Annotated in this window: 17 protein-coding genes and 1 pseudogene; 9 read left to right on the top strand and 9 right to left on the bottom strand. The window is 72.0% G+C overall.

Annotation, left to right across the window (positions count from 1 at the left end; genetic code table 11):
* Nucleotides 1-827: pseudogene (locus tag BSZ37_RS19525) on the top strand (hypothetical protein); the annotation flags it as partial.
* A gap of 41 nt (nt 828-868) precedes the next feature.
* Here BSZ37_RS19525 and bshB1 read toward each other — a convergent pair.
* From bshB1 to BSZ37_RS19565, 8 genes are all read right to left on the bottom strand, one after another.
* The gene (bshB1, locus tag BSZ37_RS19530; protein ID WP_095512152.1) at nt 869-1,648 is read right to left on the bottom strand and encodes a bacillithiol biosynthesis deacetylase BshB1; all 780 of its coding nucleotides are present in this window, start codon (nt 1,646-1,648) and stop codon (nt 869-871) included.
* Nucleotides 1,649-1,706: 58 nt separating this feature from the next.
* The gene (locus BSZ37_RS19535) at nt 1,707-2,387 is read right to left on the bottom strand and encodes a spondin domain-containing protein (RefSeq protein WP_095512153.1); all 681 of its coding nucleotides are present in this window, start codon (nt 2,385-2,387) and stop codon (nt 1,707-1,709) included.
* Nucleotides 2,388-2,496: 109 nt separating this feature from the next.
* Nucleotides 2,497-4,083 carry a glutamine-hydrolyzing GMP synthase gene (gene guaA, locus BSZ37_RS19540; protein ID WP_095512154.1) on the bottom strand — a complete coding sequence of 529 codons (1,587 nt, stop codon included), beginning with the start codon at nt 4,081-4,083 and terminating at the stop codon, nt 2,497-2,499.
* Nucleotides 4,084-4,157: 74 nt separating this feature from the next.
* Nucleotides 4,158-4,541 (bottom strand): glycine cleavage system protein GcvH, encoded by a 384-nt coding sequence (gene gcvH / locus BSZ37_RS19545; RefSeq protein ID WP_095512155.1) that lies wholly within the window; start codon nt 4,539-4,541, stop codon nt 4,158-4,160.
* Between the two features lie 20 nt (nt 4,542-4,561).
* Nucleotides 4,562-5,905, bottom strand: coding sequence for an acetyl-CoA carboxylase biotin carboxylase subunit (gene accC / locus BSZ37_RS19550; RefSeq protein WP_095512156.1), 1,344 nt, complete (start codon nt 5,903-5,905; stop codon nt 4,562-4,564).
* Between the two features lie 58 nt (nt 5,906-5,963).
* A complete protein-coding gene (gene accB / locus BSZ37_RS19555; protein ID WP_095512469.1) occupies nt 5,964-6,452 on the bottom strand; it encodes an acetyl-CoA carboxylase biotin carboxyl carrier protein in 489 nt (162 codons plus the stop codon).
* Nucleotides 6,453-6,568: 116 nt separating this feature from the next.
* Complete coding sequence (gene efp / locus BSZ37_RS19560) at nt 6,569-7,138, bottom strand: elongation factor P (RefSeq protein ID WP_095512157.1); 570 nt, start codon at nt 7,136-7,138, stop codon at nt 6,569-6,571.
* A 73-nt stretch (nt 7,139-7,211) separates the two neighbouring features.
* Entirely contained in the window at nt 7,212-7,571 is a 360-nt protein-coding gene (locus BSZ37_RS19565; RefSeq protein ID WP_143537753.1) for a hypothetical protein, read from the bottom strand.
* A gap of 294 nt (nt 7,572-7,865) precedes the next feature.
* Between BSZ37_RS19565 and rpiB the strand changes: the two genes are divergently transcribed.
* From rpiB to BSZ37_RS19590, 5 genes are all read left to right on the top strand, one after another.
* Entirely contained in the window at nt 7,866-8,531 is a 666-nt protein-coding gene (gene rpiB, locus BSZ37_RS19570; protein ID WP_095512159.1) for a ribose 5-phosphate isomerase B, read from the top strand.
* Nucleotides 8,531-9,166, top strand: a complete 636-nt coding sequence (locus BSZ37_RS19575; RefSeq protein ID WP_095512160.1) for a hypothetical protein — start codon at nt 8,531-8,533, stop codon at nt 9,164-9,166. The genes rpiB and BSZ37_RS19575 overlap by 1 nt, the downstream gene beginning before the upstream one ends.
* Before the next feature lie 358 nt (nt 9,167-9,524).
* On the top strand, nt 9,525-11,246 hold the full coding sequence (locus BSZ37_RS19580) for an amidohydrolase family protein (RefSeq protein ID WP_143537754.1): 1,722 nt from the start codon (nt 9,525-9,527) through the stop codon (nt 11,244-11,246).
* 2 nt (nt 11,247-11,248) lie between these two features.
* Nucleotides 11,249-12,637, top strand: a complete 1,389-nt coding sequence (locus tag BSZ37_RS19585) for an amidohydrolase (protein ID WP_095512162.1) — start codon at nt 11,249-11,251, stop codon at nt 12,635-12,637.
* Between the two features lie 62 nt (nt 12,638-12,699).
* A complete protein-coding gene (locus tag BSZ37_RS19590) occupies nt 12,700-14,028 on the top strand; it encodes an amidohydrolase family protein (protein ID WP_095512163.1) in 1,329 nt (442 codons plus the stop codon).
* Between the two features lie 7 nt (nt 14,029-14,035).
* Here BSZ37_RS19590 and BSZ37_RS19595 read toward each other — a convergent pair whose 3' ends face one another.
* Nucleotides 14,036-15,739, bottom strand: coding sequence for a potassium channel family protein (locus tag BSZ37_RS19595; protein ID WP_095512164.1), 1,704 nt, complete (start codon nt 15,737-15,739; stop codon nt 14,036-14,038).
* A 187-nt stretch (nt 15,740-15,926) separates the two neighbouring features.
* Here BSZ37_RS19595 and BSZ37_RS19600 point away from each other — a divergent pair, with 187 nt between their 5' ends.
* The 3 genes from BSZ37_RS19600 to BSZ37_RS19610 all read left to right on the top strand — a co-directional run bounded on the left by BSZ37_RS19600 (nt 15,927) and on the right by BSZ37_RS19610 (nt 18,276).
* On the top strand, nt 15,927-16,601 hold the full coding sequence (locus BSZ37_RS19600; protein WP_095512165.1) for an esterase/lipase family protein: 675 nt from the start codon (nt 15,927-15,929) through the stop codon (nt 16,599-16,601).
* A 54-nt stretch (nt 16,602-16,655) separates the two neighbouring features.
* On the top strand, nt 16,656-17,762 hold the full coding sequence (locus tag BSZ37_RS19605; RefSeq protein ID WP_095512166.1) for a beta-ketoacyl-ACP synthase III: 1,107 nt from the start codon (nt 16,656-16,658) through the stop codon (nt 17,760-17,762).
* A gap of 136 nt (nt 17,763-17,898) precedes the next feature.
* Complete coding sequence (locus BSZ37_RS19610; protein WP_095512167.1) at nt 17,899-18,276, top strand: hypothetical protein; 378 nt, start codon at nt 17,899-17,901, stop codon at nt 18,274-18,276.
* The last annotated feature ends 8 nt before the right edge of the window (nt 18,277-18,284 follow it).

Genomic DNA, 18,284 nt, shown 5'->3' on the forward strand with positions numbered 1-18,284 from the left:
CGCCCGAACCGGCCCCAGAGCCGATCGCGCCGGAGCCTCCACCGGCCGAGGGGTTCACGACCACGTTCTCGACCGGCGCCGTCACCCCTGAGCCCATCGCCGCCCCGCTGGCCGAGGCGCCGACGCCTGCCGCCTCAGTGGCCAGCGCGCCCGTCCGCCCACTGGCACCGGAGCCGCCCGGCGCGAGCGGCCCCGGCGGCCCGCCCCTGACGGAGGTCGTCGCGCCGCCCGCGCCCGACCCGTCGCTGCTCGCCCCGCCGGAGGACCCCTTCGGCGGCAAGGACCCCGCCGACGGCCTCTTCGCCCAGGGCTACCTCGCCGACTCGAAGGGCGGCGAGGTGGTCGGCACGATCCCCTCCGTTCCACCGATGCCGGCTGGCGCGGCTCCGAGCGCCCCCGCGCTCCCGGCCTTCGCCCCGCTCGGCGGCGGCCTCGCGCCCGACCCCGGCGTCGCGTTCCGCTCGGCACTCGACGCGGCGTTCGCCAGCCGCGCCTCGGGCATCCCGTTCGTCGTCGTCGCCCTCCGGATGGACCCGGCCGCGCCCGGCGCGGCCCACTTCGGCGCCATCGAGTCCGGCGTCCGCGCCTCGCTCCGCCCGTCCGACAAGATCCTCGTCGACGCGCCGCGCAAGCGGGCCGCCGTCGTGATGCCGTCGTCCGGCCCCGAGGCCGCCCAGGCCCTCTTCGGCGGGCTCCAGGAGCACCTCCGCTCGGCCCTCGGCCCCGACGCCGACCGCGTCCTCCAGTCCGTCGCCGCGGTGACCGTCCCGGACGGCCAGCCGTTTCAGACGTCGGCTGAGCTCCTGGCCTACGCCTTCGAGGGGTAGGCCCACCTCGACGGGCTCGTCCCCGAGGCGGGCCGAGTCAGTCACCGGAACGGCCGCTCGCGGCTCAGGATCGCCACGAGGTCGGAGACGCCGACCGGGCCGTGGCGGTAGAGGAACGGCTCGCCGTAGTCGGCGCCGATACGGTAGCCGTAGACGCGCGCGCGCGCCTCGACCCAGGCCAGGAAACCGGGGTTCGAGATGTACGTCTGCGGCCCGTCGTCGTCCGCCTCGGCGCCGGGCTGGTAGAACTGGCTGCCGTAGGCGAGGAGCGCCTCCATCCGCCGCTCCCACACGCTCGATACGTCGACCACAAACGTCGGCTCGAAGTCGAGGGCCTGCATGTAGTGGAGGACGTGGTGCGGACGCCACGGCTCCTGCGGCGTCCCGTCCTCCTCGACCGTCTCGACCTTGGCCAGCCCCGAGTAGAAGAGAGCGTCGATGCTGAGGCGCGTGGCGTCGCCGTGGTCGGGGTGACGGACTTTTTCCGCTGTCGTCAGCACGATGGGCGGGCGATGGCGGCGGACGGCCCGGATCAGCTTGAGCTGGTTCTCCTTCGTGTTCTGGATGTCGCCGTCGGGGATGCCGAGGTTCTCACGGGCCGAGAGCCCCATGATCTTCGACGCGGCGGCGGCCTCCTCGGCCCGGCTCTCCGGCGTCCCGCGCGTGCCCAGTTCGCCGCGCGTAAAGTCGACGACGCCGGTCCGGTAGCCCTGGTCGGCCAGGAGACACATCGTCCCCCCGGCACAGAGTTCGACGTCGTCGGGGTGGGCGGCGAGGGCGAGAACGTCCAGCGGAGGTCGCGTAGCAACGTCGGGGGGCATCGGGAGATGGGAAACGTGTGGGAGGCCGGCTCCCTACCCGTTCCCCTTTCCCCGCTCCCTAGTTCCCAGCCGAGCCGTCCTCCTCGATGCGCTCGACGATGAACGTGCCGACGGTCGTGCCGGTCAGCGGGGCGTAGGCGACCTCGGCGATGGGCGCGCGGACGGCACGGGCGGCGTTCTCGGCCGTGTACGTCACCCCGTCGTCGGTGCCGGCGTCGTAGACCACGAGGTCGACCGTCGTGCGGTCGATCCACCCGTCGTTCGTGCGGAGGTCGAGGCCGTTCACGCCGACGAACCAGTCCGGGCTGGGCGCGAGCATCGAGACGACGGAGAGGTGCGGGCGGTCGTCGGAGACCGTCACCTCGACCGTCGCGGCGCCGGGCGAGACGCCGACGTAGCCGCCCTCGACGTAGGCCGCGTCGGTGCCGAGGCCGGCGACCTCGCCTCGGAGGAGGTCCGTCGCCCCGGTCTCCGCCATCGACCGGATCCCGTCCGTCGCGGTCCCCCCGACCTCCCACAACGAGAGCCCCCCGACGTGGGCCGCGCCGGTCAGCGTCGAGAAGTGGGCCGACGCCGGAAACATGTCGGGGTGCGACTCGGCGCTCCACGTCGCGTCGAACGTGACGAGGTAGCGGGCCTCCCCGCGCTCGACCTCCCCCAGCTCGTCGTCGTTCTCGGAGAACAGGCCGTCGCAGCCGACGAGGGAGACGAACAGGAGAAGGAGGGCGATGGGCCGCATGGCGCAGGAGGAGGGCTCGGCGACAAGACGTGCCGGCCCGGCGATCTCGTACCTCGTCCTCTGACTCGCTCCGCCTCGGCGCCGAGGCGAGCACACCACCGGCGCGCCCCTACTCCCACTCGATGGTCGCCGGCGGCTTGCTGCTCACGTCGTACGCCACCCGGTTGATGCCGCGGACCTCGTTGATGATCCGGTTCGACGCGCGCCCGAGCACCTCGTACGGCAGCTTCGCCCAGTCCGCCGTCATGCCGTCGGTGGAGGTCACGGCACGGAGGCAGACGGCCTGCTCGTAGGTCCGGTAATCGCCCATCACGCCGACCGACTGGACCGGGAGGAGCACGGCGAAGGCCTGCCACACGTCGTCGTAGGTCCCCGAGGTCTCGAGCTCGTCGAGCCAGATCGTGTCGGCCTGGCGCAGCAGGTCGGCCTTCTCGCGGTCGACGGGGCCGAGGATCCGGACGGCGAGGCCGGGGCCGGGGAACGGGTGCCGGCGGATGATGGCGTCCGGCACGCCGAGCTGGCGGCCGACCTCGCGGACTTCGTCCTTGAACAGCTCCCGGAACGGCTCGACGAGCTCGAAGCCCAGCTTTTCGGGCAGCCCGCCGACGTTGTGGTGCGTCTTGATGGTCGCGCTCGGCCCCTTGAACGAGACCGACTCGATCACGTCCGGGTAGAGCGTGCCCTGCGCGAGGAACCGCGGCTTGTGGCCGAGCTCGGCCGTGACCGCCTCGGTCTCCTGCTCGAACACCTCGATAAAGGTCCGCCCGATGATCCTCCGCTTCTCCTCCGGGTCCGCGACGCCCGCGAGGCGGCCGAGGAAGAGGTCGCTGGCGTCGACGGCGCGGAGGTCGATGTCGAACCCGTCGCGGAACGTCGTCTGGACCTGCTCGAACTCGCCGGCCCGGAGCAGCCCGTTGTCGACGAACACGCACGTGAGCTGGTCGCCGATGGCCTTGTGCAGCAGCGCCGCCGCCACCGACGAGTCGACGCCGCCGCTCAGCCCGAGGATCACGTGGTCGTCGCCGACCTGGGCCCGGATCTCCTCGGCCTTCTCGTCGATGAACGAGCCCGTCGTCCAGTCGCCGCGGAGGCCGCAGACCTCGCGGACGAAGTTGCGCAGGATCGTCGCCCCGTGCTCGGTGTGGACCACCTCGGGGTGGAACTGGACGCCGTAGACCTTCCCGTGCTCGCTGTCCGGCTCGGCGGCGACGGCCGCGATCGGCGCGTTGTCGGTGGCGGCGACGGCGCGGAAGCCGTCGGGGAGGCGCGTGAGGTGGTCGCCGTGGCTCATCCACACGACCGAGCCCTCGGGGACGCCACGGAACAGGTCGTTCTCCTCGTGGCTCACGATCGGCGAGCGACCGAACTCGCGCCGCGCGCTCGGCTCGACGCCGCCGCCGAGGGCGTGCGCGAGGGCCTGCAGCCCGTAGCAGATGCCGAGGACCGGCACCTTCTCCCCCGTCCCCGGCTGGCGGAGATCGAGCAGCGACGGGTCGAGTTGGGGCGAGTCCTCGTCGTAGACCGACATCGGGCCGCCCGACAGGATCAGCCCGCTCGGCTCCATCGCCGCCACCTCCTCGGCCGGCAGCGTGCACGGGTGGATCTCGCAGTAGACGCCGGCCTCGCGGACGCGACGGGCGATGAGCTGCGTCGTCTGGCTGCCGAAGTCGAGGATGACGACCGTTTCGTGGGTCATGGCGGGCGGGGGGAAAAGGCCGGGGGTGCCGACGACTGCCGCCGGCACCCCCTGGAATCTCGCTGCGATCGGGCCTAGGCGCCGATCATCTCTTTGTACTCGGCGGCCGAGAGGAGGGCGTCGACGTCCGACGCATCGGCCGGGCGGATCTTGACCATCCAGCCCTCGCCGTACGGGTCGGCGTTGACCGTCTCGGGCGCGCCGTCGAGCGCGTCGTTGAGCGCCTCGACCGTCCCCGAGATCGGCGCGAACAGCTCGCTCACGGTCTTGACCGCCTCGACGGTCCCGAGCGCGCCCTCGGCCTCCACCTCGGACCCTTCGGCCTCGAGCTCGACGAACACGATGTCGCCGAGCTCGCTCTGAGCGTAGTCCGTGATGCCGACGACCGCGAGGCCGTCGTCGTCGAGGCGGACCCACTCGTGGTCCTTCGTGTAGCGGAGGTCTGGGGGGAAGTCCATAGAGGTCGAAGGGGCAGGGGCTACTCCGGAGGCGTGAGCTCGAACCGCTCGAGGAACTTCGTGTCGAAGTCGCCGGCGACGAAGCGGGGGTCCTGGAGGAGCTGCTGATGGAATGGGACGGTCGTCTTGAGGCCCTCGATGATGAACTCATCGAGGGCCCGGAGCATCTTCGTGATCGCCCGGTCGCGCGTCGTCTCGCGGACGATGAGCTTGGCGATCATCGAGTCGTACGTCGGCGGGACGGTGTAGCCGGCGTAGACGTGCGTGTCGCAGCGGACCCCGCGGCCCTTGGGGCTGTGGAACGCCGTGATCTTCCCCGGCGACGGCGAGAAGTTGCGGAACGGGTCCTCGGCGTTGATCCGGCACTCGATGGAGTGCCCGACCGGCACGTGGTTGCCCGACGTGATCTTTTCGCCCTCGGCCACGCGGAGCTGCCACTCGATGAGGTCCGTGTCCGTGACCTCCTCCGTCACCGGGTGCTCCACCTGGATCCGGGTGTTCATCTCCATGAAGTAGAAGTCCCGGTTCTTGTCGACCAGGAACTCGACCGTGCCCGCGCCGCGGTAGTCGACGGCGAGCGCGCCGGCGATGGCGGCGTCGCCCATCCGCTGGCGGAGGTCGGGGTCGAGGATCGGGCTCGGCGCCTCTTCGAGGAGCTTCTGGTGGCGGCGCTGGATCGAGCACTCGCGCTCGCCGAAGTGGACGACCGTCCCCTGCCCGTCGCCGACGAGCTGGATCTCGATGTGGCGCGGCTCCTCGACGAACTTCTCGATGTAGAGCCGGCCGTCGCCGAACGCGTTCTGGGCCTCGGTGCCGGCCGCGACGAACAGCTTCTCGAACTCGGCCTCGTCGCGGGCCATCCGCATGCCCTTGCCGCCGCCGCCCGCCGACGCCTTGATCATGACCGGGAAGCCGGCCTCCCGGGCCGCCGCCAGGCCCTCCGTGACGTCCTCCACGGCGCCGTCGGAGCCGGGCACGACGGGGACGCCCGCGGCCTGCATGGTCTCCTTGGCGACCGACTTGTCGCCCATCTTCGAGATCGTCTCGGCCTTCGGGCCGATGAACGTCAAGTCGTGGTCGTCGCAGATCCGGGCGAACTCGGCGTTCTCGGAGAGGAACCCGTAGCCGGGGTGGATCGCGTCGGCGCCGGTGACCTCGGCCGCCGCGATGATGGCCGGGATCTTGAGGTAGCTCTGGGCGCTCGGCGCGGGCCCGATGCAGACGGCCTCGTCGGCGAACCGAACGGCGAGCGTGTCGCGGTCGACGGTCGAGTAGACGGCGACCGTCTGGAGCCCCATCTCCCGGCAGGTCCGGATGATGCGGAGCGCGATCTCGCCGCGGTTGGCGATGAGGACCTTCTTCATTTATGAGTTCCGATTGGTGATCTTCGATTGCGAGACTCAATCATTCAATCATCAACCGTCACTTTTCGATCACAAACAGCGGCTGGTCGTACTCGACAGGCTCGGCGTTCTGCACGAGGACCTGCTTGACGGTCCCGGCCTCCTCGGCCTGGATCTCGTTCATCAGCTTCATCGCCTCGATGATGCAGAGCGTCTGTCCGACCTCGACGCGGTCGCCGACCGACACGAACGCGTCGGCGTCGGGCGAGGGCGCCGAGTAGAACGTCCCGACGATGGGCGCGAGCACGAGCGACTCGTTGTCGCCGGAGCCGGGCTCGGCCTTCTCGAGAGCCGGGGCCGAGGCGGGCGCGGCCGCCGGAGCTGGAGCGGCGGGGGCCGCCGCGGGCGCCGCCGACGGCGGCGGGGCCATCATCATGGGGCCGCTGCTCGCCTCGACCTTCGGGGTCGAGCGAACGGTCAGCTTGAAGTCTCCTTCCTCCACCTTGACCTCGGCCATGCCGCTGTCGGCGACGATCTCGAGGAGGCGTTGGATCTTATCGAGGTCCATGTCCATGGGACGGGCGGGGCTCAGAGGGGGCCCCAAGCTACGGCGACGCCCTGGCCGGCGGTCCCGGCCGGGGCATTTCGGGGGGCGACGGCGCAGCGGCGGGCGCCGCCAGCGGCTCAAGCCGCGCTCACGCGGGTCTGGTAGCTCGCCGTCTCGGTGTCGACGCGGATCACGTCGCCCTCGTTGATGAAGAGGGGGACGTAGACGGTCGCGCCGGACTCGAGCGTGGCCGGCTTCGTGGCGCCGGTGGCCGTGTCGCCCTTGAGGCCGGGGTCGGTCTGCGTGACCTTCAGCTCGACCTGTCGCGGGAGCTCGACGGAGAGCGCCTCGTCGGTCGCGGCGTCGACGAGCACGTCGATCATGCCGCCCTCCTTGATGAGGTCCTTGCCCTCGACGAGGTCCGACCGGAGCGCGCGCTGCTCGTAGGTCTCCGTGTTCATGAAGTGGAGCCCGAGGTCGTCCTCGTAGAGGTACTGCATCTGGCGGCGCTCGACGCGGGCCGTCTCGACCTTCTCGCCGGCCCGGAACGTCGTGTCGACGATCTTCCCGTTGCGGACGTTCTTGAGCTTGCCGCGGACGAACGCGCCGCCCTTGCCGGGCTTGACGTGCTGGAACTCGACGATCTGCCAGAGGTCGTCCTTCCAGTTGAGGACGAGGCCGTTACGGAAATCCTGGGTGGAGGGCATGCGGGGGGCGGTCTGGGGATCGGGCAAGCTATCGCCAGCGCCCCAGGCGACGGGCGAAGCCGCCGTGGAACCGTCAGAACCGGACGCCGACCGAGAGGGGGACGTGGACCGTCGGGAAATTGAACGCTCCGGCCCCGTAGTCCGTCACCATGGCAACAGCGCTCACCTCGGCCGAGACGGCGGCGCCCCCTATGGGCACCTCGATCCCGACCCCGGCGTGGTTGCCCCAGAACACGTCGCCGTATGGGTTCTGGTCACGCTCGATCGAGACGGTGTACAGCCCGGTGCCAAGCAGACCGTAGGCCGCGACGCCTCTTCCCCGACTCCGGTAGAGAGCCGACACGCGGACGCCGGCCGACGAGTAGTCGCCCCGGCCACTGTTGGTGCCCACGCCGACGGGCCCGTCATCGTCGTACAGTCGAGTCCACGTCACGCCGAGGTGGGGCGAAAAGCCAGGCGCCCGCCGACTGGCGGAGAGCGTCGCCGCCACGCCCGCTGATCGGTGAGTGCCGAGAGCCCCGGTTGGCATAGCCACCCCGACGTCGACTCCAATCCGGGGTTGTGCGTCGGTCGCGACGGCCCCAAGTAGTACGAGGGCGACAATGGCTGATCGGGCGTGCATGGGCTTCATCGGAACGCGTCCCCATGCTATCCGACCCGAGGCGGGACGGCCTGATACGATCCGACTAGCCCGCAGCCGGACGCAAAGGTCACGTAGCTTCCGGCCATGCCGCGCCTCGTCTCCGAACGCACCGTCCTCGACGCCCTCGCCGCCGGCCAGTCGACGCTGGCCGTGCCCGAGGGCGCGCTCGTGACGGCCCTCGCCCGCGACACGGCCCGCGACCGGGGGCTCCACCTCGTCACCGAGGCGGGCGGACCCGCGGCGACGCCCACCGAACCGACCGCCCTCCCGTCGGCTCCCGTGAAGACGCTCGCGATCGGCTGCGACCACGCCGGGTTCGACATCAAAGAGGCCCTCGCCGAACACGCGAAGAGCCTCGGGTGGACGATCACGGACGTCGGCACAACCTCGACGGACAGCGTCGACTACCCGGACTTCGCGTACGCCGTGGCCCGGCTGGTCCACCTCGGGCGCGTCGCGGCCGGGCTGATGATCGACGGCGTGGGCGTGGGCTCGGCGATGGTGTGCAACAAGGTGCCGGGCGTCCGCGCGGCGCTGTGCCCCAACACGTTCGCGGCCTTCAACGCCCGCGCCCACAACGACGCCAACGTGATTACGCTCGGGAGCCGGACGATGGGCGTCGAGGTCTGCAAGCGCGTCCTCGCCGAGTTCCTCGCGACCGACTTCGAGGGCGGCCGCCACGCCCGGCGCGTCGACAAGATCAAGGACGTCGAGGCGCGTTTCCTGCCGGGCGCCGGAGGAGTGGCCTAGTGCGCGCCGACGCCCTCCCGGTGCGACCGCTCGGGTCGCTCGCCACGCTCCCACCCGACTCGCTGGCGGAGTTGTTCGGCGCCGGCGCGAGGCTCCGGCCGTCCGCGACCGTCGAGGTCGTCCGCCTCGGCGAGGTCGTGGGCCGCGTGCCGGTCGCGGCCGGCGACGCGCTCCGCCTCCGGGTCGACGCGGCGACCGAGGTGAGCGGACCGGTCCACCTGCGCGGCCCGGCGGGCGCCCTAGCTGTCGACGCCGAGGCCGTCCGCTCGAGGCTCGTGCTGCCCGACGGGCTCCGACGGGCGTGGGGCGTCGGCGAGACGGCCGTGCTCGGACTCGGACCGGTCGCGCTGGCCGTGCCGGTCGCGAGTGGGCCGGACGCCGTCGTCGAGATCGAGCGCACGCTGTGGCTCGGCGCCGGGCGCCCCGAGACGGCGCGCTGGCTCTCAGGGGTCGACCTCGCCCCGCCCGCTCCGGAGCCCGCCGATGGGCCCCTCGTCATCGAGCGCCGCGTGGTCACCGAGACCGACGTGCGGCAGGCCCGCCTCAAGCACCGCCGGATCCGGCTGACGCCGGGCCAGATCGTTACGCCCGCGGCGCAGACGCTCGCCCGCGAGGCCGGCGTGTTCGTGGACTGAGGGCGTCGACCCCGGTCGCCCCTCTCTACTGGCCCACTCGCCCCGGCTCTGCCCGCCTCGGCGCCGGGCGGACCGACTCCACCGATTCAGTCGTCCTGAGCAGAGCGGAGGGCGAAGCCCGGGGTGAGGCCGGAGCATCTCCGGCGCGCGCCTCGTAGGGCCGCCCTCCCATGGGTTACAGAGAGCCTTCTCTCCACGGCTTCGCGGCTCCGCTCAGGATGACATGGGGCGGGGTGCCCTACTCACGGGTGGAGCCCCCGCCCCCCCGTAACGCAGCCCCGATCACCGGCGGGGACGAACGAGAGCCCCGACACCAGCGTGGAGGCCGGGTATCTTTATGCGGCCTCCCCCCTCGCCCATGACGCTTCGCGCCTGTCTCGCCGCCTGCGCGGCCTTGCTCCTCGTCGTCCCCGCCCGCGCCCAGGGCATCGGCGCCGAGACGCCGCTCCGTCCGGTCACGACCGCGGCCGCCATTACGAACGCCCGCGTCGTCGTCGCGCCCGGGCGCGTGCTCGACCGCGCGACCGTCGTCGTCCGCGACGGGCGGATCGTCGCCGTCGGCGAGAACGTCGACGTCCCGTTCGACGCCGACGTCGTCGAGGGCGACTCGCTGACCGTCTACGCCGGCTTCGTCGACGCCTTCGGCATCGAGGGCGTGCCGGAGCCCGAGGACCCCGACGACTACACGGGCGACCGCGGCGACCCGCCGCGCGAACGCGCCGGCATCACCCCCGAGCGCGACGTCCGCGACCTGTTCGATCCGGGCGACGCCCGGATCAAGCAGCTCCGCGAGGCCGGCTTCACCGTCGCCCACGTGGCCCCCCGCGAGGGCCTCTTCGCCGGCCAGGGCGCCGTGATCCTCCTCCGGGAGCCGATGCGGCGGGAGTACCCCGAGGCCCTCGTCCTGACCGAGCCGATCAGCTTCGTCGCCGCGATGGACCCCGCCTCGGGCGTCTACCCGGCCACGCCGATGGGCGTCCTCGCCGTGATGCGCGAGACGGTCGAGAACGCGCGCCGCCGCCGCGCCGGCCGGACGGCCTACGACCGCGAGGCCGAGGGCGCCGCGCGGCCCCGCTTCGACCCCGTCCTCGACGCCGTCGGCACGGTCCTCGACGGCGACCGCCAGTTCGTCTTCCTTGTCGAGGACTGGCTCAACGCGTTCCGCGCGCTCCGGGCGTCAGAGGAGATGGGCCTCACGCCCGTGATCGCCGGCCTCCCCGACGCCGCGCCGCTCCTCGACCGGCTCCGCGAATCCGAGACCCCGGTCTTCACCCCCCTCGCCCTCCCCGACTCCGTCGAGGCCGACAGCGCCGCGCTCGCCGTGCCGCTCCCCTCGACCACGCCCGGCGAGGTCTCGTTCGTCTCGAACCGGCGGATCCTCTCGTACCGCGACCTCGGCGACGACCAGGCGGCGCTCACGGGCCAGAAGCGCGCGGCGGTCCGGAGCGCCGAGCGGAGCCCCGCCGCGCTCGACTCGGCCGGCGTCGCGTTCGCGTTCGGCACGTTCGAGGTCAAGCCCGCCGACGTCCACACGAATCTCCGGCGGATGGTGAACGCCGGCCTCTCGCCCGAGGCTGCGCTCGCGGCGCTCACCACGACGCCCGCCGAGCTGCTCGGCCTCGGGCGCGAGGTGGGCACGGTCGAGCGCGGGAAGCTGGCCAACCTCGTCGTCACGACCGGGCCGCTCTTCACCGACTCGACCGAGGTCCGCTACGTGTTCGTCGAGGGCGTCCGCCACGAGATCGACGCCGACGGCCCCGAGGGCGCCGACCCGGACGCCGAGGTCGAGGCCGCCGGGACGTGGGCCTACGAGGTCGTCACGCCGGCCGGGAGCCAGGAGGGCACGTTCACGCTCACCGGCGACGGCGACGACCTCTCGGGCGAGATCACCGGCGACGGCGAGACGACCCCGTTCGACTCGGTCACGCTCGAGGGCAACGTGCTCACAATGTCGTTCACCTCGAGTGAGATGGGCGCGATCACCATCACGGGCATCATCACCGACGACGAGTTCTCCGGGACGGCCGAGGTCGGCTCGTTCGGCTCGTTCCCGATCACGGCCACCCGCCGCCCCGAGTAAGCATGCGTTCTCTGCTCCTCCTCCCCCTCCTGCTGTCGCTCGCCGCGGCCCCGCTAGGGTCGGCGCCAGCCGCCGCACAGACCCCGGCGACGTTGCCGCCCGCGAGTGAGCGCGGCAGCGTGCTCATCCGCAACGCGACGGTCCACACGGTCACGAACGGGACGCTCGAGAACGCCGACATCCTCGTCGAGGACGGCGTCATCGAGCGGATCGGGACCGGCCTGGAGGCCCCGCGCGGCGTCCGCGTGGTCGACGCGACGGGCAAGCACGTGACGCCGGGCATCATCGACGCGCACAGCCACATCGCGCTGTCGTCGGTGAACGAGGCCACGAACCCGGTCGTCGCCGAGGTCCAGATGCGCGACGCGCTCGACCCGGCCGACATCGGGATCTACCGCGCGCTGGCCGGCGGCGTGACCACGATCCACACGATGCACGGGTCGGCCAACCCGGTCGGCGGCGAGAACGAGACGATCAAGCTCCGCTGGGGCACGCTCGACCCCGACGGGCTCCTGTTCGAGGGCGCCCCGCGGACCATCAAGTTCGCGCTCGGCGAGAACCCGACGCGCGTCCACGGCCAGGGCCGCGGCATCCGGCCGGCGACGCGGATGGGCGTCGAGCAGGTCTACCGCGAGGCGTTCACCGACGCCCGCGCCTACCGCCAAGCGCAAACCGAGGCCGAGGCGGCCGGCCGGCCCCTCCCGCCGGTCGACCGCCGCCTCGAGACGCTCGCCGACATCCTCGACGGCGAGGTCCTCGTCCACTGCCACAGCTACCGGGCCGACGAGATCCTGATGCTGCTCGACGTGTTCGAGGACTTCGGCATCGAGCGGGTCACGTTCCAGCACGCCAACGAGGCGTTCAAGGTGGCCCCCGAGCTGGCCGCCTTCGGCGCCGGCGCGAGCGTCTTCGCCGACTGGGGGAACTACAAGTTCGAGGTCTACTACTCGTCGGCCTACAACGCGACGATCCTGGCGCAAAACGGCGTCCGCACGTCGGTCAACTCCGACGACGCCGGGCTCCTGCGGTACCTGTACCACGAGGCGGCCAAGACCCAGCGCTACGGCGGGCTGACCGACGACCAGGCCCTCGCGCTCGTCACGCTCAACCCGGCGTGGCAGCTCGGCATCGACGACCGCGTCGGGAGCATCGAGGAGGGCAAGGACGCCGACCTCGCCGTGTTCTCGGCCCCCCCGCTCTCGGTCTACGCCCGCGTCGACATGACGTTCGTCGACGGCGTGGCCCGCTTCGACCGCGCCCGCGACGGCGACGACCAGCGGCTCTACGTCGACCCCGAGGAGGAGATCACGGCGCTCCCCTCGCAGTCGAGCGCCCACTCGGCCTCGTGCCTCCTCGGCACCGACCTCTACGAGCTCGCCCTCGGCGAGTAGCTCCCCCCGCGTCTCCCCCTCCGCCTCGGCCCCGAGGCGGGCCGACTCGACTCCGTCCGCTCATGCGCCCGTTCCTCCTCGCCCTCGCCGTCCTCACGGCCGCGCCCGCGTTCGCGCAGGGCCCGCAGTACCGCGCCCGCGCCGGGACGTTCGCGCTCACCGACTGCCGCATCGAGACCGTCACGCGCGGCGTCATCGAGCGCGGGACGGTCGTGATCGAAGACGGGCGGATCACGGGCGTCGGCGACGCCGCGGTGCCGGCCGGCGCGACGCAGGTCGCGTGCGGTGGCGGGACGGTCTACCCCGGCATGATCGACGCCGGCACGCGGCTCGGGCTCCAAGAGATCGGCTCGCAGGAGGAGACGCAGGACTACGACGAGGTCGGCGACGTGACGCCGCAGATGAAGGCCCTCACGGCGATCAACGTGTCGTCGGTCCACATCCCGATCACGCGCGTCTCGGGCGTCACGACGACGCTCTCGGTCCCGCAGGGGGCGCTCATGCCGGGCACGGCGGCGCTCGTCAACCTCCACGGCTACACGCCGGAGCAGATGGCGACGGGCTTCGAGGCCGTCGTCCTCAACTTCCCGATGTCGGGCCGGCGCGGGCGGTTCGACCGGCGCGAGCAGGAGGCCATCGACAAGGCCGCGAAAGAGGCGGTCGAGAAGCTCGACGAGGTCTGGGAGCAGGCCGTCCTCTACGCACGGATCGACTCGGCGCGGATTGCGGGCACGCCGGACGCCTCGATGGCGTACCAACCCGAGTTCGCCGCGCTCCTCCCGGTCGTGCGTGGGACGATGCCGCTCCTCGTCGAAGCGAACGCCGCGACCGACATCGTCAAGGCCCTCGAGTGGCTGGAGGACAAGGACGTCCGCGCGATCCTCACCGGCGTGGCCGAGGGCTGGCGCGTGGCCGACCGGATCGCCGAGGCGGGGCTCCCCGTCATTGCCGGCCCCGTGCTCGGGCTCCCGACGCGCGCCTCCGACCGCTACGACCGGACCTACCAGAACGCGGCGCTCCTCGCGCAGGCCGGCGTCACCGTCGCCCTCCGCACGGACGACGGGATGCAGAACTACCGCAACCTCCCGTTCCACGCCGGCTTCGCCGTGGCCTACGGCGAGGAGCTCAGCTTCGACCGGCAGGCGGCGCTCGAGGCCATCACGATCACGCCCGCCCGCATCTTCGGCGTCGACGACGACCTCGGGAGCGTGGAGGTGGGCAAGAGCGCGACGCTGTTCGTGGCCGACGGCGACCCGTTCGAGCCCGCGACGCAGGTCACGGCGCTGTTCATCGACGGCTATCAGATCCCGCTCGTCAGCCGCCAGTCGGAGCTCTACGAGGAGTACCTCCAGCGCGTCCCGGGCCTCCGGACAGTCGGCGAGGCGGAGTAGCCCAGAGTCACGCGGTGCCGAAGACCTCGGCGAACTCGGCCCGTTGGGCGGCATCCCCCAGCATCAGCAGATCGGAGCCCGGCGTGAGCACGGTCTCAGCCGAGAGGTCGGTCGTGACCTCCCCGTCGCGCTCGAGGCCGATGACCGTCATCCCCGTCCGCGCCCCGATCCCCGTCTCGGCCAGGGTCTTCCCGACGAGCGCCCTCGGCGACGGGACCGAGAACAGGTCGACCTCCTCCCCTAGCACCAGGAGTTCCTTCCCCTTGAGGACCGAGAGGACGGCCTGCGCCCCGAGCGTGGCGTAGCTCAGGACGAAGTCGGCCCCGGCCCGGTGGATGGCCCCCAGCGTCCGGTCGTGGGTGATCCGGCTGACGATGCGGAGGTCCGGGTTCAGCTTCCGGCAGTACGCGGCGAGGTAGACGTTCATCGCGTCGTCGTTGGTCGTGAGCACGACGGACGGGGCGTCGAGGATGCCGGCCTCGCAGAGCCGCTCGTAGTCGGCCGCGTCGCCGACGACGACCCGCCCGCACTCGGCCTCGAGGCGGCTGCAGAGGGCCGCCTGCTGCTCGATGAGGTTGACCGGCACGCCGCGCCGCCGGAGCGCCCGGACGGCCGCCGCCCCGACCCGCCCGCCGCCGACCACGACGACGGGGTTCGGGTTGGCGCTGTAGATGACGAGGAGCTCGTCGAGCGCGCTGAGTTGGGCATCGGTCCCGATCACGACGAGCACGCTCGACGGCGAGAGCGACATGTCGGGCCGGGCCGGCCGGAGGTGCCCGTGCTCCCACACGCCGACGATGCTCACGCCGGTCATCTGACGGAGCCCCGTCTCCCGCACCGTCCGCTTCGCGAGGGGCGTCCGGTAGACGGGGAGCTCGGCCAGGAGGAGGTCCTCGTAGTGGCCGATCGGGTGGGACCGTGCGTGGAGCGCGTTGACCCGGTTGGCGAGCTGCTCGCCGAGCCAGCGCTTGAGCGGGAGGACACGCGTGGCCCCGCTGAGCTCGAGCACGTCGACGGCCTCCTCCGCGTTGGCGATGGCCACGACGGGCGCGTCCGGAGACACCTCACGGACGGTCAGGATGATGCTCGTGTTGACGGTGTCCTCGCGGTTGGCGACGACGAGCCGCGCGCGGTCGAGCGCCAGCGCCCGGTACGTCGCCGGGCTGTCGACCTCGCCCGTCACGACGGAGAGGTCGTCGAGGTGGTGGGAGGCGGCCACGGCGGGGTCCTCCTCCAGTACGACGTACGGGACGCCCTCCTGCTCCAACCGCCGGACGAGCACCGGCGTGATCGAGTCGGTCCCGCACACCACGACGTGGCCCGTCATCCCTCGCGGGACCGCGCGCGGCGCCCGCATCCGGACCTGCGACTCGAGCCAGGGCGCGTAGAAGAACCGGATGAACGCGAACGGCAGGACGATGAGCAGGAGCACGATCCCCGAGACGAGGACGAGGATGCTGAACAGCCGCCCGAGGTCGCTCTCGAACGTGATGTCCCCGAACCCGAGCGTGCTCATCACGGTCAGCGTCCAGTAGAACCCCGTGACCCACGAGTGCTCCTCCCCCTCGTAGAGCATCACGAAGTGGAACACGACCGCGTAGACCACGATCACGGCGCACACGAACGCCACGTAGGCCATCAGCGACCGGACGTTGCGGCGCACCTCCGTGTCGCTGAAAAAATACGAGAGCTGGACGCCGACGAACTTCATCGTGCGGCCCCGCGGGGGGGGCGGGGAGGGGCGCCGACCGGCTCACTCTTGAAGGGTGCGGGCATACGTTCCGGGAGCGCGGGCATGGCCAAGTCCGAGGGGCGGGCGAGTGGGAAGCTAGACGTCCCCGCCCGCCTCGGCGCCGAGGCGGACGGACCCGGGACCCGGCCGCGCCCGTTCACGGCCCGTGCCCGACCCCGTCCTCCTGCTCCACGGCCTCGGCCGGACCGGCCTCTCGATGCTCCCCATGGCGCGGGCCCTCCGCACCGCGGGCTTCGACCCGCACGTCGTCGACTATCCCTCGCGGAAGCACGCCATCGCCTCGCTCGTCGACCGCGTCGTGGTGCCGCGGGTCGACGCGCTCCTCGATGAGGGCGCCGAGCGGGTCCACTTCGTGACGCACTCGCTCGGCGGCGTCCTCGTCCGCGCCTTCGCCGCCGACCGGGCCGACGCCGGAGAGCCCCTCCCGAAGGGCTCGCGGGCCGTCATGCTGGCGCCGCCCCACGCCGGCTCCGAAGTCGCCGACGCGCTCCGCGAGCGCGAGCCGTTCCGGTCGGTCCTCGGGCCGTCCCTCGGCGAGCTCGGCACCGATGAGGGCACCGGGCCCAACGCGCTCGGGCCCATCCGCGGGGTCGAGACCGGCGTGATCGCGGGGACGCGGGCCATCGTCCCCTTCGGCCGGCTGTTCGACGGGCCGCACGACGGGCTCGTCTCCGTCGACAGCGCCCACGCGCCCGACGGGCTGGCCGACCGCGCCGTCGTGCCCAAGACCCACGCGCTCCTCATGATGTCTCCGACCGTCATCCGCCTGACCGTCCGGTTCTTGTGGACCGGCCAGTTCGCCGAACCGGAGGGCGCCTGAAACCGCTTTCGGAGCCGTCCCGTCTCACCACGCTTCGACCTCCCGCTACGCGCCATGACCCGGAAGTACGCCTCGCTCATCGGCTGGGGCCACTACGCCCCCGAGAACGTCGTCACCAACGACGACCTCGCCCAGATCGTCGACACCAACGACGAGTGGATCCGGTCTCGGTCCGGCATCGAGCAGCGCCACTTCGTGAGCGAGGACCAGGCCACAAGCGACCTCTGCGTCGAGGCCGGCCGCCGGGCGCTCGAGACGGCCGGCGTGGACCCCGCGGACATCGACCTCGTCCTCGTCGCGACGTCGAGCCCGGACGAGCTCACGCCGCCCGTGTCGAGCCGCGTCCAGCACCGGCTCGGGTGCGCCAACGCCGGCGCCATGACGCTGATGGTCGGGTGCACGGGGTTCGTCTACGGCCTCGTCACGGCCGACCAGTTTATCCAGACCGGCGCGTACGAGACGATCCTCCTCGTCGGCGCCGAGGTAATCTCAAAGAACCTCGACATGGAGGACCGGACGACCTGCGTCCTGTTCGGCGATGGGGCCGGGGCCGTCGTGCTCCAGGCGACCGACCGGCCGTGCGGCGTCCGCTCGTTCGAGCTCGGCAGCGACGGCTCGCAGGCCGACGTCCTCATCGCGCCGGCCCCCGGCACGCGGATCCCCGTCAGCCAGGAGATCGTCGACAACCGGACCCATTACCTCCGGATGGATGGCCGCGCCGTGTTCAAGTTCGCGACGCGGACGATGGGCGAGTCGCTCCAGCGCGTGATGGCGAAGGCCGGTGTCGGCGTGGACGATATCGACCTGTTCGTCCCACACCAGGCCAACGCGCGGATCATCGAGTACGCCGCCAAGCAGTTCGGCCTGCCGCCCGAGAAGGTGGTCATGAACGTGGCCGACTACGGCAACACGTCGGCCGCGACGATCCCGATCGCGTTGTCTGAGGCGCTCGACGCGGGGCGGGCCTCGGCCGGCGACACGCTCGCGTTCGTGGGGTTCGGGGCCGGCCTCACCTGGGCCGCCTGCCTGTTCGACCTCGGCCCCCTCGCCGTCGAGCCCGCCGACGAGGACGCCGAGGCGGGCCGCCAGACGTTGGGCGACGGGGCCCCGGCGGACTCGGTGATCGACGACCGCGGCGTGGTCAAAGGCCTCATCGCGTGAGGCCCGAAGCGGACGCCCGCGTCCGCTTGACCTGACGGGTCGGCAGCGAAAACGCGTCACTCCAGTCCGACTCCGGGGGGTTCGACGCGCGGCATGACCTGTGCACGGGCTCTCTCCCCCACCACTCCGATCGCCCATGCGTGCTCTTCTGCTCCTCTTTCTTTCGGCTGGCCTCGCCGTCGGCTGCACGTCCTCCCGGTACGACCGCTACGGCCGCAGCTACCCCGCCTCGGCGCGCGCCGGGAGCCAGGGGGGGCAGGAACGCTACGTCGTCTGCCACAAGAATCGGAACACGCTGACGCTGCCGGCGCCCGCCGTCCGCGCCCACCTCAACCACGGCGACGACTTCGGCTCGTGCAACCGCCGAGGCCGCAACGACCGCCGAGTCGACCGCCGCGGCAACCGGCGTGACGATCGCCGGGACGACCGCGCCGAGCGCCGGGACCACGATGACGATCGGGGCCGCGGGCGAGGTCGAGGCAACGGTCGGGGCCGAGGCCACGGCAACCACTGATCCGCCTC

Source organism: Rubrivirga marina (assembly GCF_002283365.1).
In the GTDB taxonomy this organism is placed as follows: Bacteria; Bacteroidota; Rhodothermia; order Rhodothermales; family Rubricoccaceae; genus Rubrivirga; species Rubrivirga marina.

Excerpts from the sequence above, each read along its gene's own strand:
- bshB1 (WP_095512152.1), bottom strand. The coding sequence starts at position 1,648 with ATGCCCCCCGACGTTGCTACGCGACCTCCGCTGGACGTTCTCGCCCTC.
- BSZ37_RS19535 (WP_095512153.1), bottom strand. The coding sequence starts at position 2,387 with ATGCGGCCCATCGCCCTCCTTCTCCTGTTCGTCTCCCTCGTCGGCTGC.
- guaA (WP_095512154.1), bottom strand. The coding sequence starts at position 4,083 with ATGACCCACGAAACGGTCGTCATCCTCGACTTCGGCAGCCAGACGACG.
- gcvH (WP_095512155.1), bottom strand. The coding sequence starts at position 4,541 with ATGGACTTCCCCCCAGACCTCCGCTACACGAAGGACCACGAGTGGGTC.
- accC (WP_095512156.1), bottom strand. The coding sequence starts at position 5,905 with ATGAAGAAGGTCCTCATCGCCAACCGCGGCGAGATCGCGCTCCGCATC.
- accB (WP_095512469.1), bottom strand. The coding sequence starts at position 6,452 with ATGGACCTCGATAAGATCCAACGCCTCCTCGAGATCGTCGCCGACAGC.
- efp (WP_095512157.1), bottom strand. The coding sequence starts at position 7,138 with ATGCCCTCCACCCAGGATTTCCGTAACGGCCTCGTCCTCAACTGGAAG.
- rpiB (WP_095512159.1), top strand. The coding sequence starts at position 7,866 with ATGCCGCGCCTCGTCTCCGAACGCACCGTCCTCGACGCCCTCGCCGCC.
- BSZ37_RS19580 (WP_143537754.1), top strand. The coding sequence starts at position 9,525 with ATGACGCTTCGCGCCTGTCTCGCCGCCTGCGCGGCCTTGCTCCTCGTC.
- BSZ37_RS19585 (WP_095512162.1), top strand. The coding sequence starts at position 11,249 with ATGCGTTCTCTGCTCCTCCTCCCCCTCCTGCTGTCGCTCGCCGCGGCC.
- BSZ37_RS19590 (WP_095512163.1), top strand. The coding sequence starts at position 12,700 with ATGCGCCCGTTCCTCCTCGCCCTCGCCGTCCTCACGGCCGCGCCCGCG.
- BSZ37_RS19595 (WP_095512164.1), bottom strand. The coding sequence starts at position 15,739 with ATGAAGTTCGTCGGCGTCCAGCTCTCGTATTTTTTCAGCGACACGGAG.
- BSZ37_RS19605 (WP_095512166.1), top strand. The coding sequence starts at position 16,656 with ATGACCCGGAAGTACGCCTCGCTCATCGGCTGGGGCCACTACGCCCCC.
- BSZ37_RS19610 (WP_095512167.1), top strand. The coding sequence starts at position 17,899 with ATGCGTGCTCTTCTGCTCCTCTTTCTTTCGGCTGGCCTCGCCGTCGGC.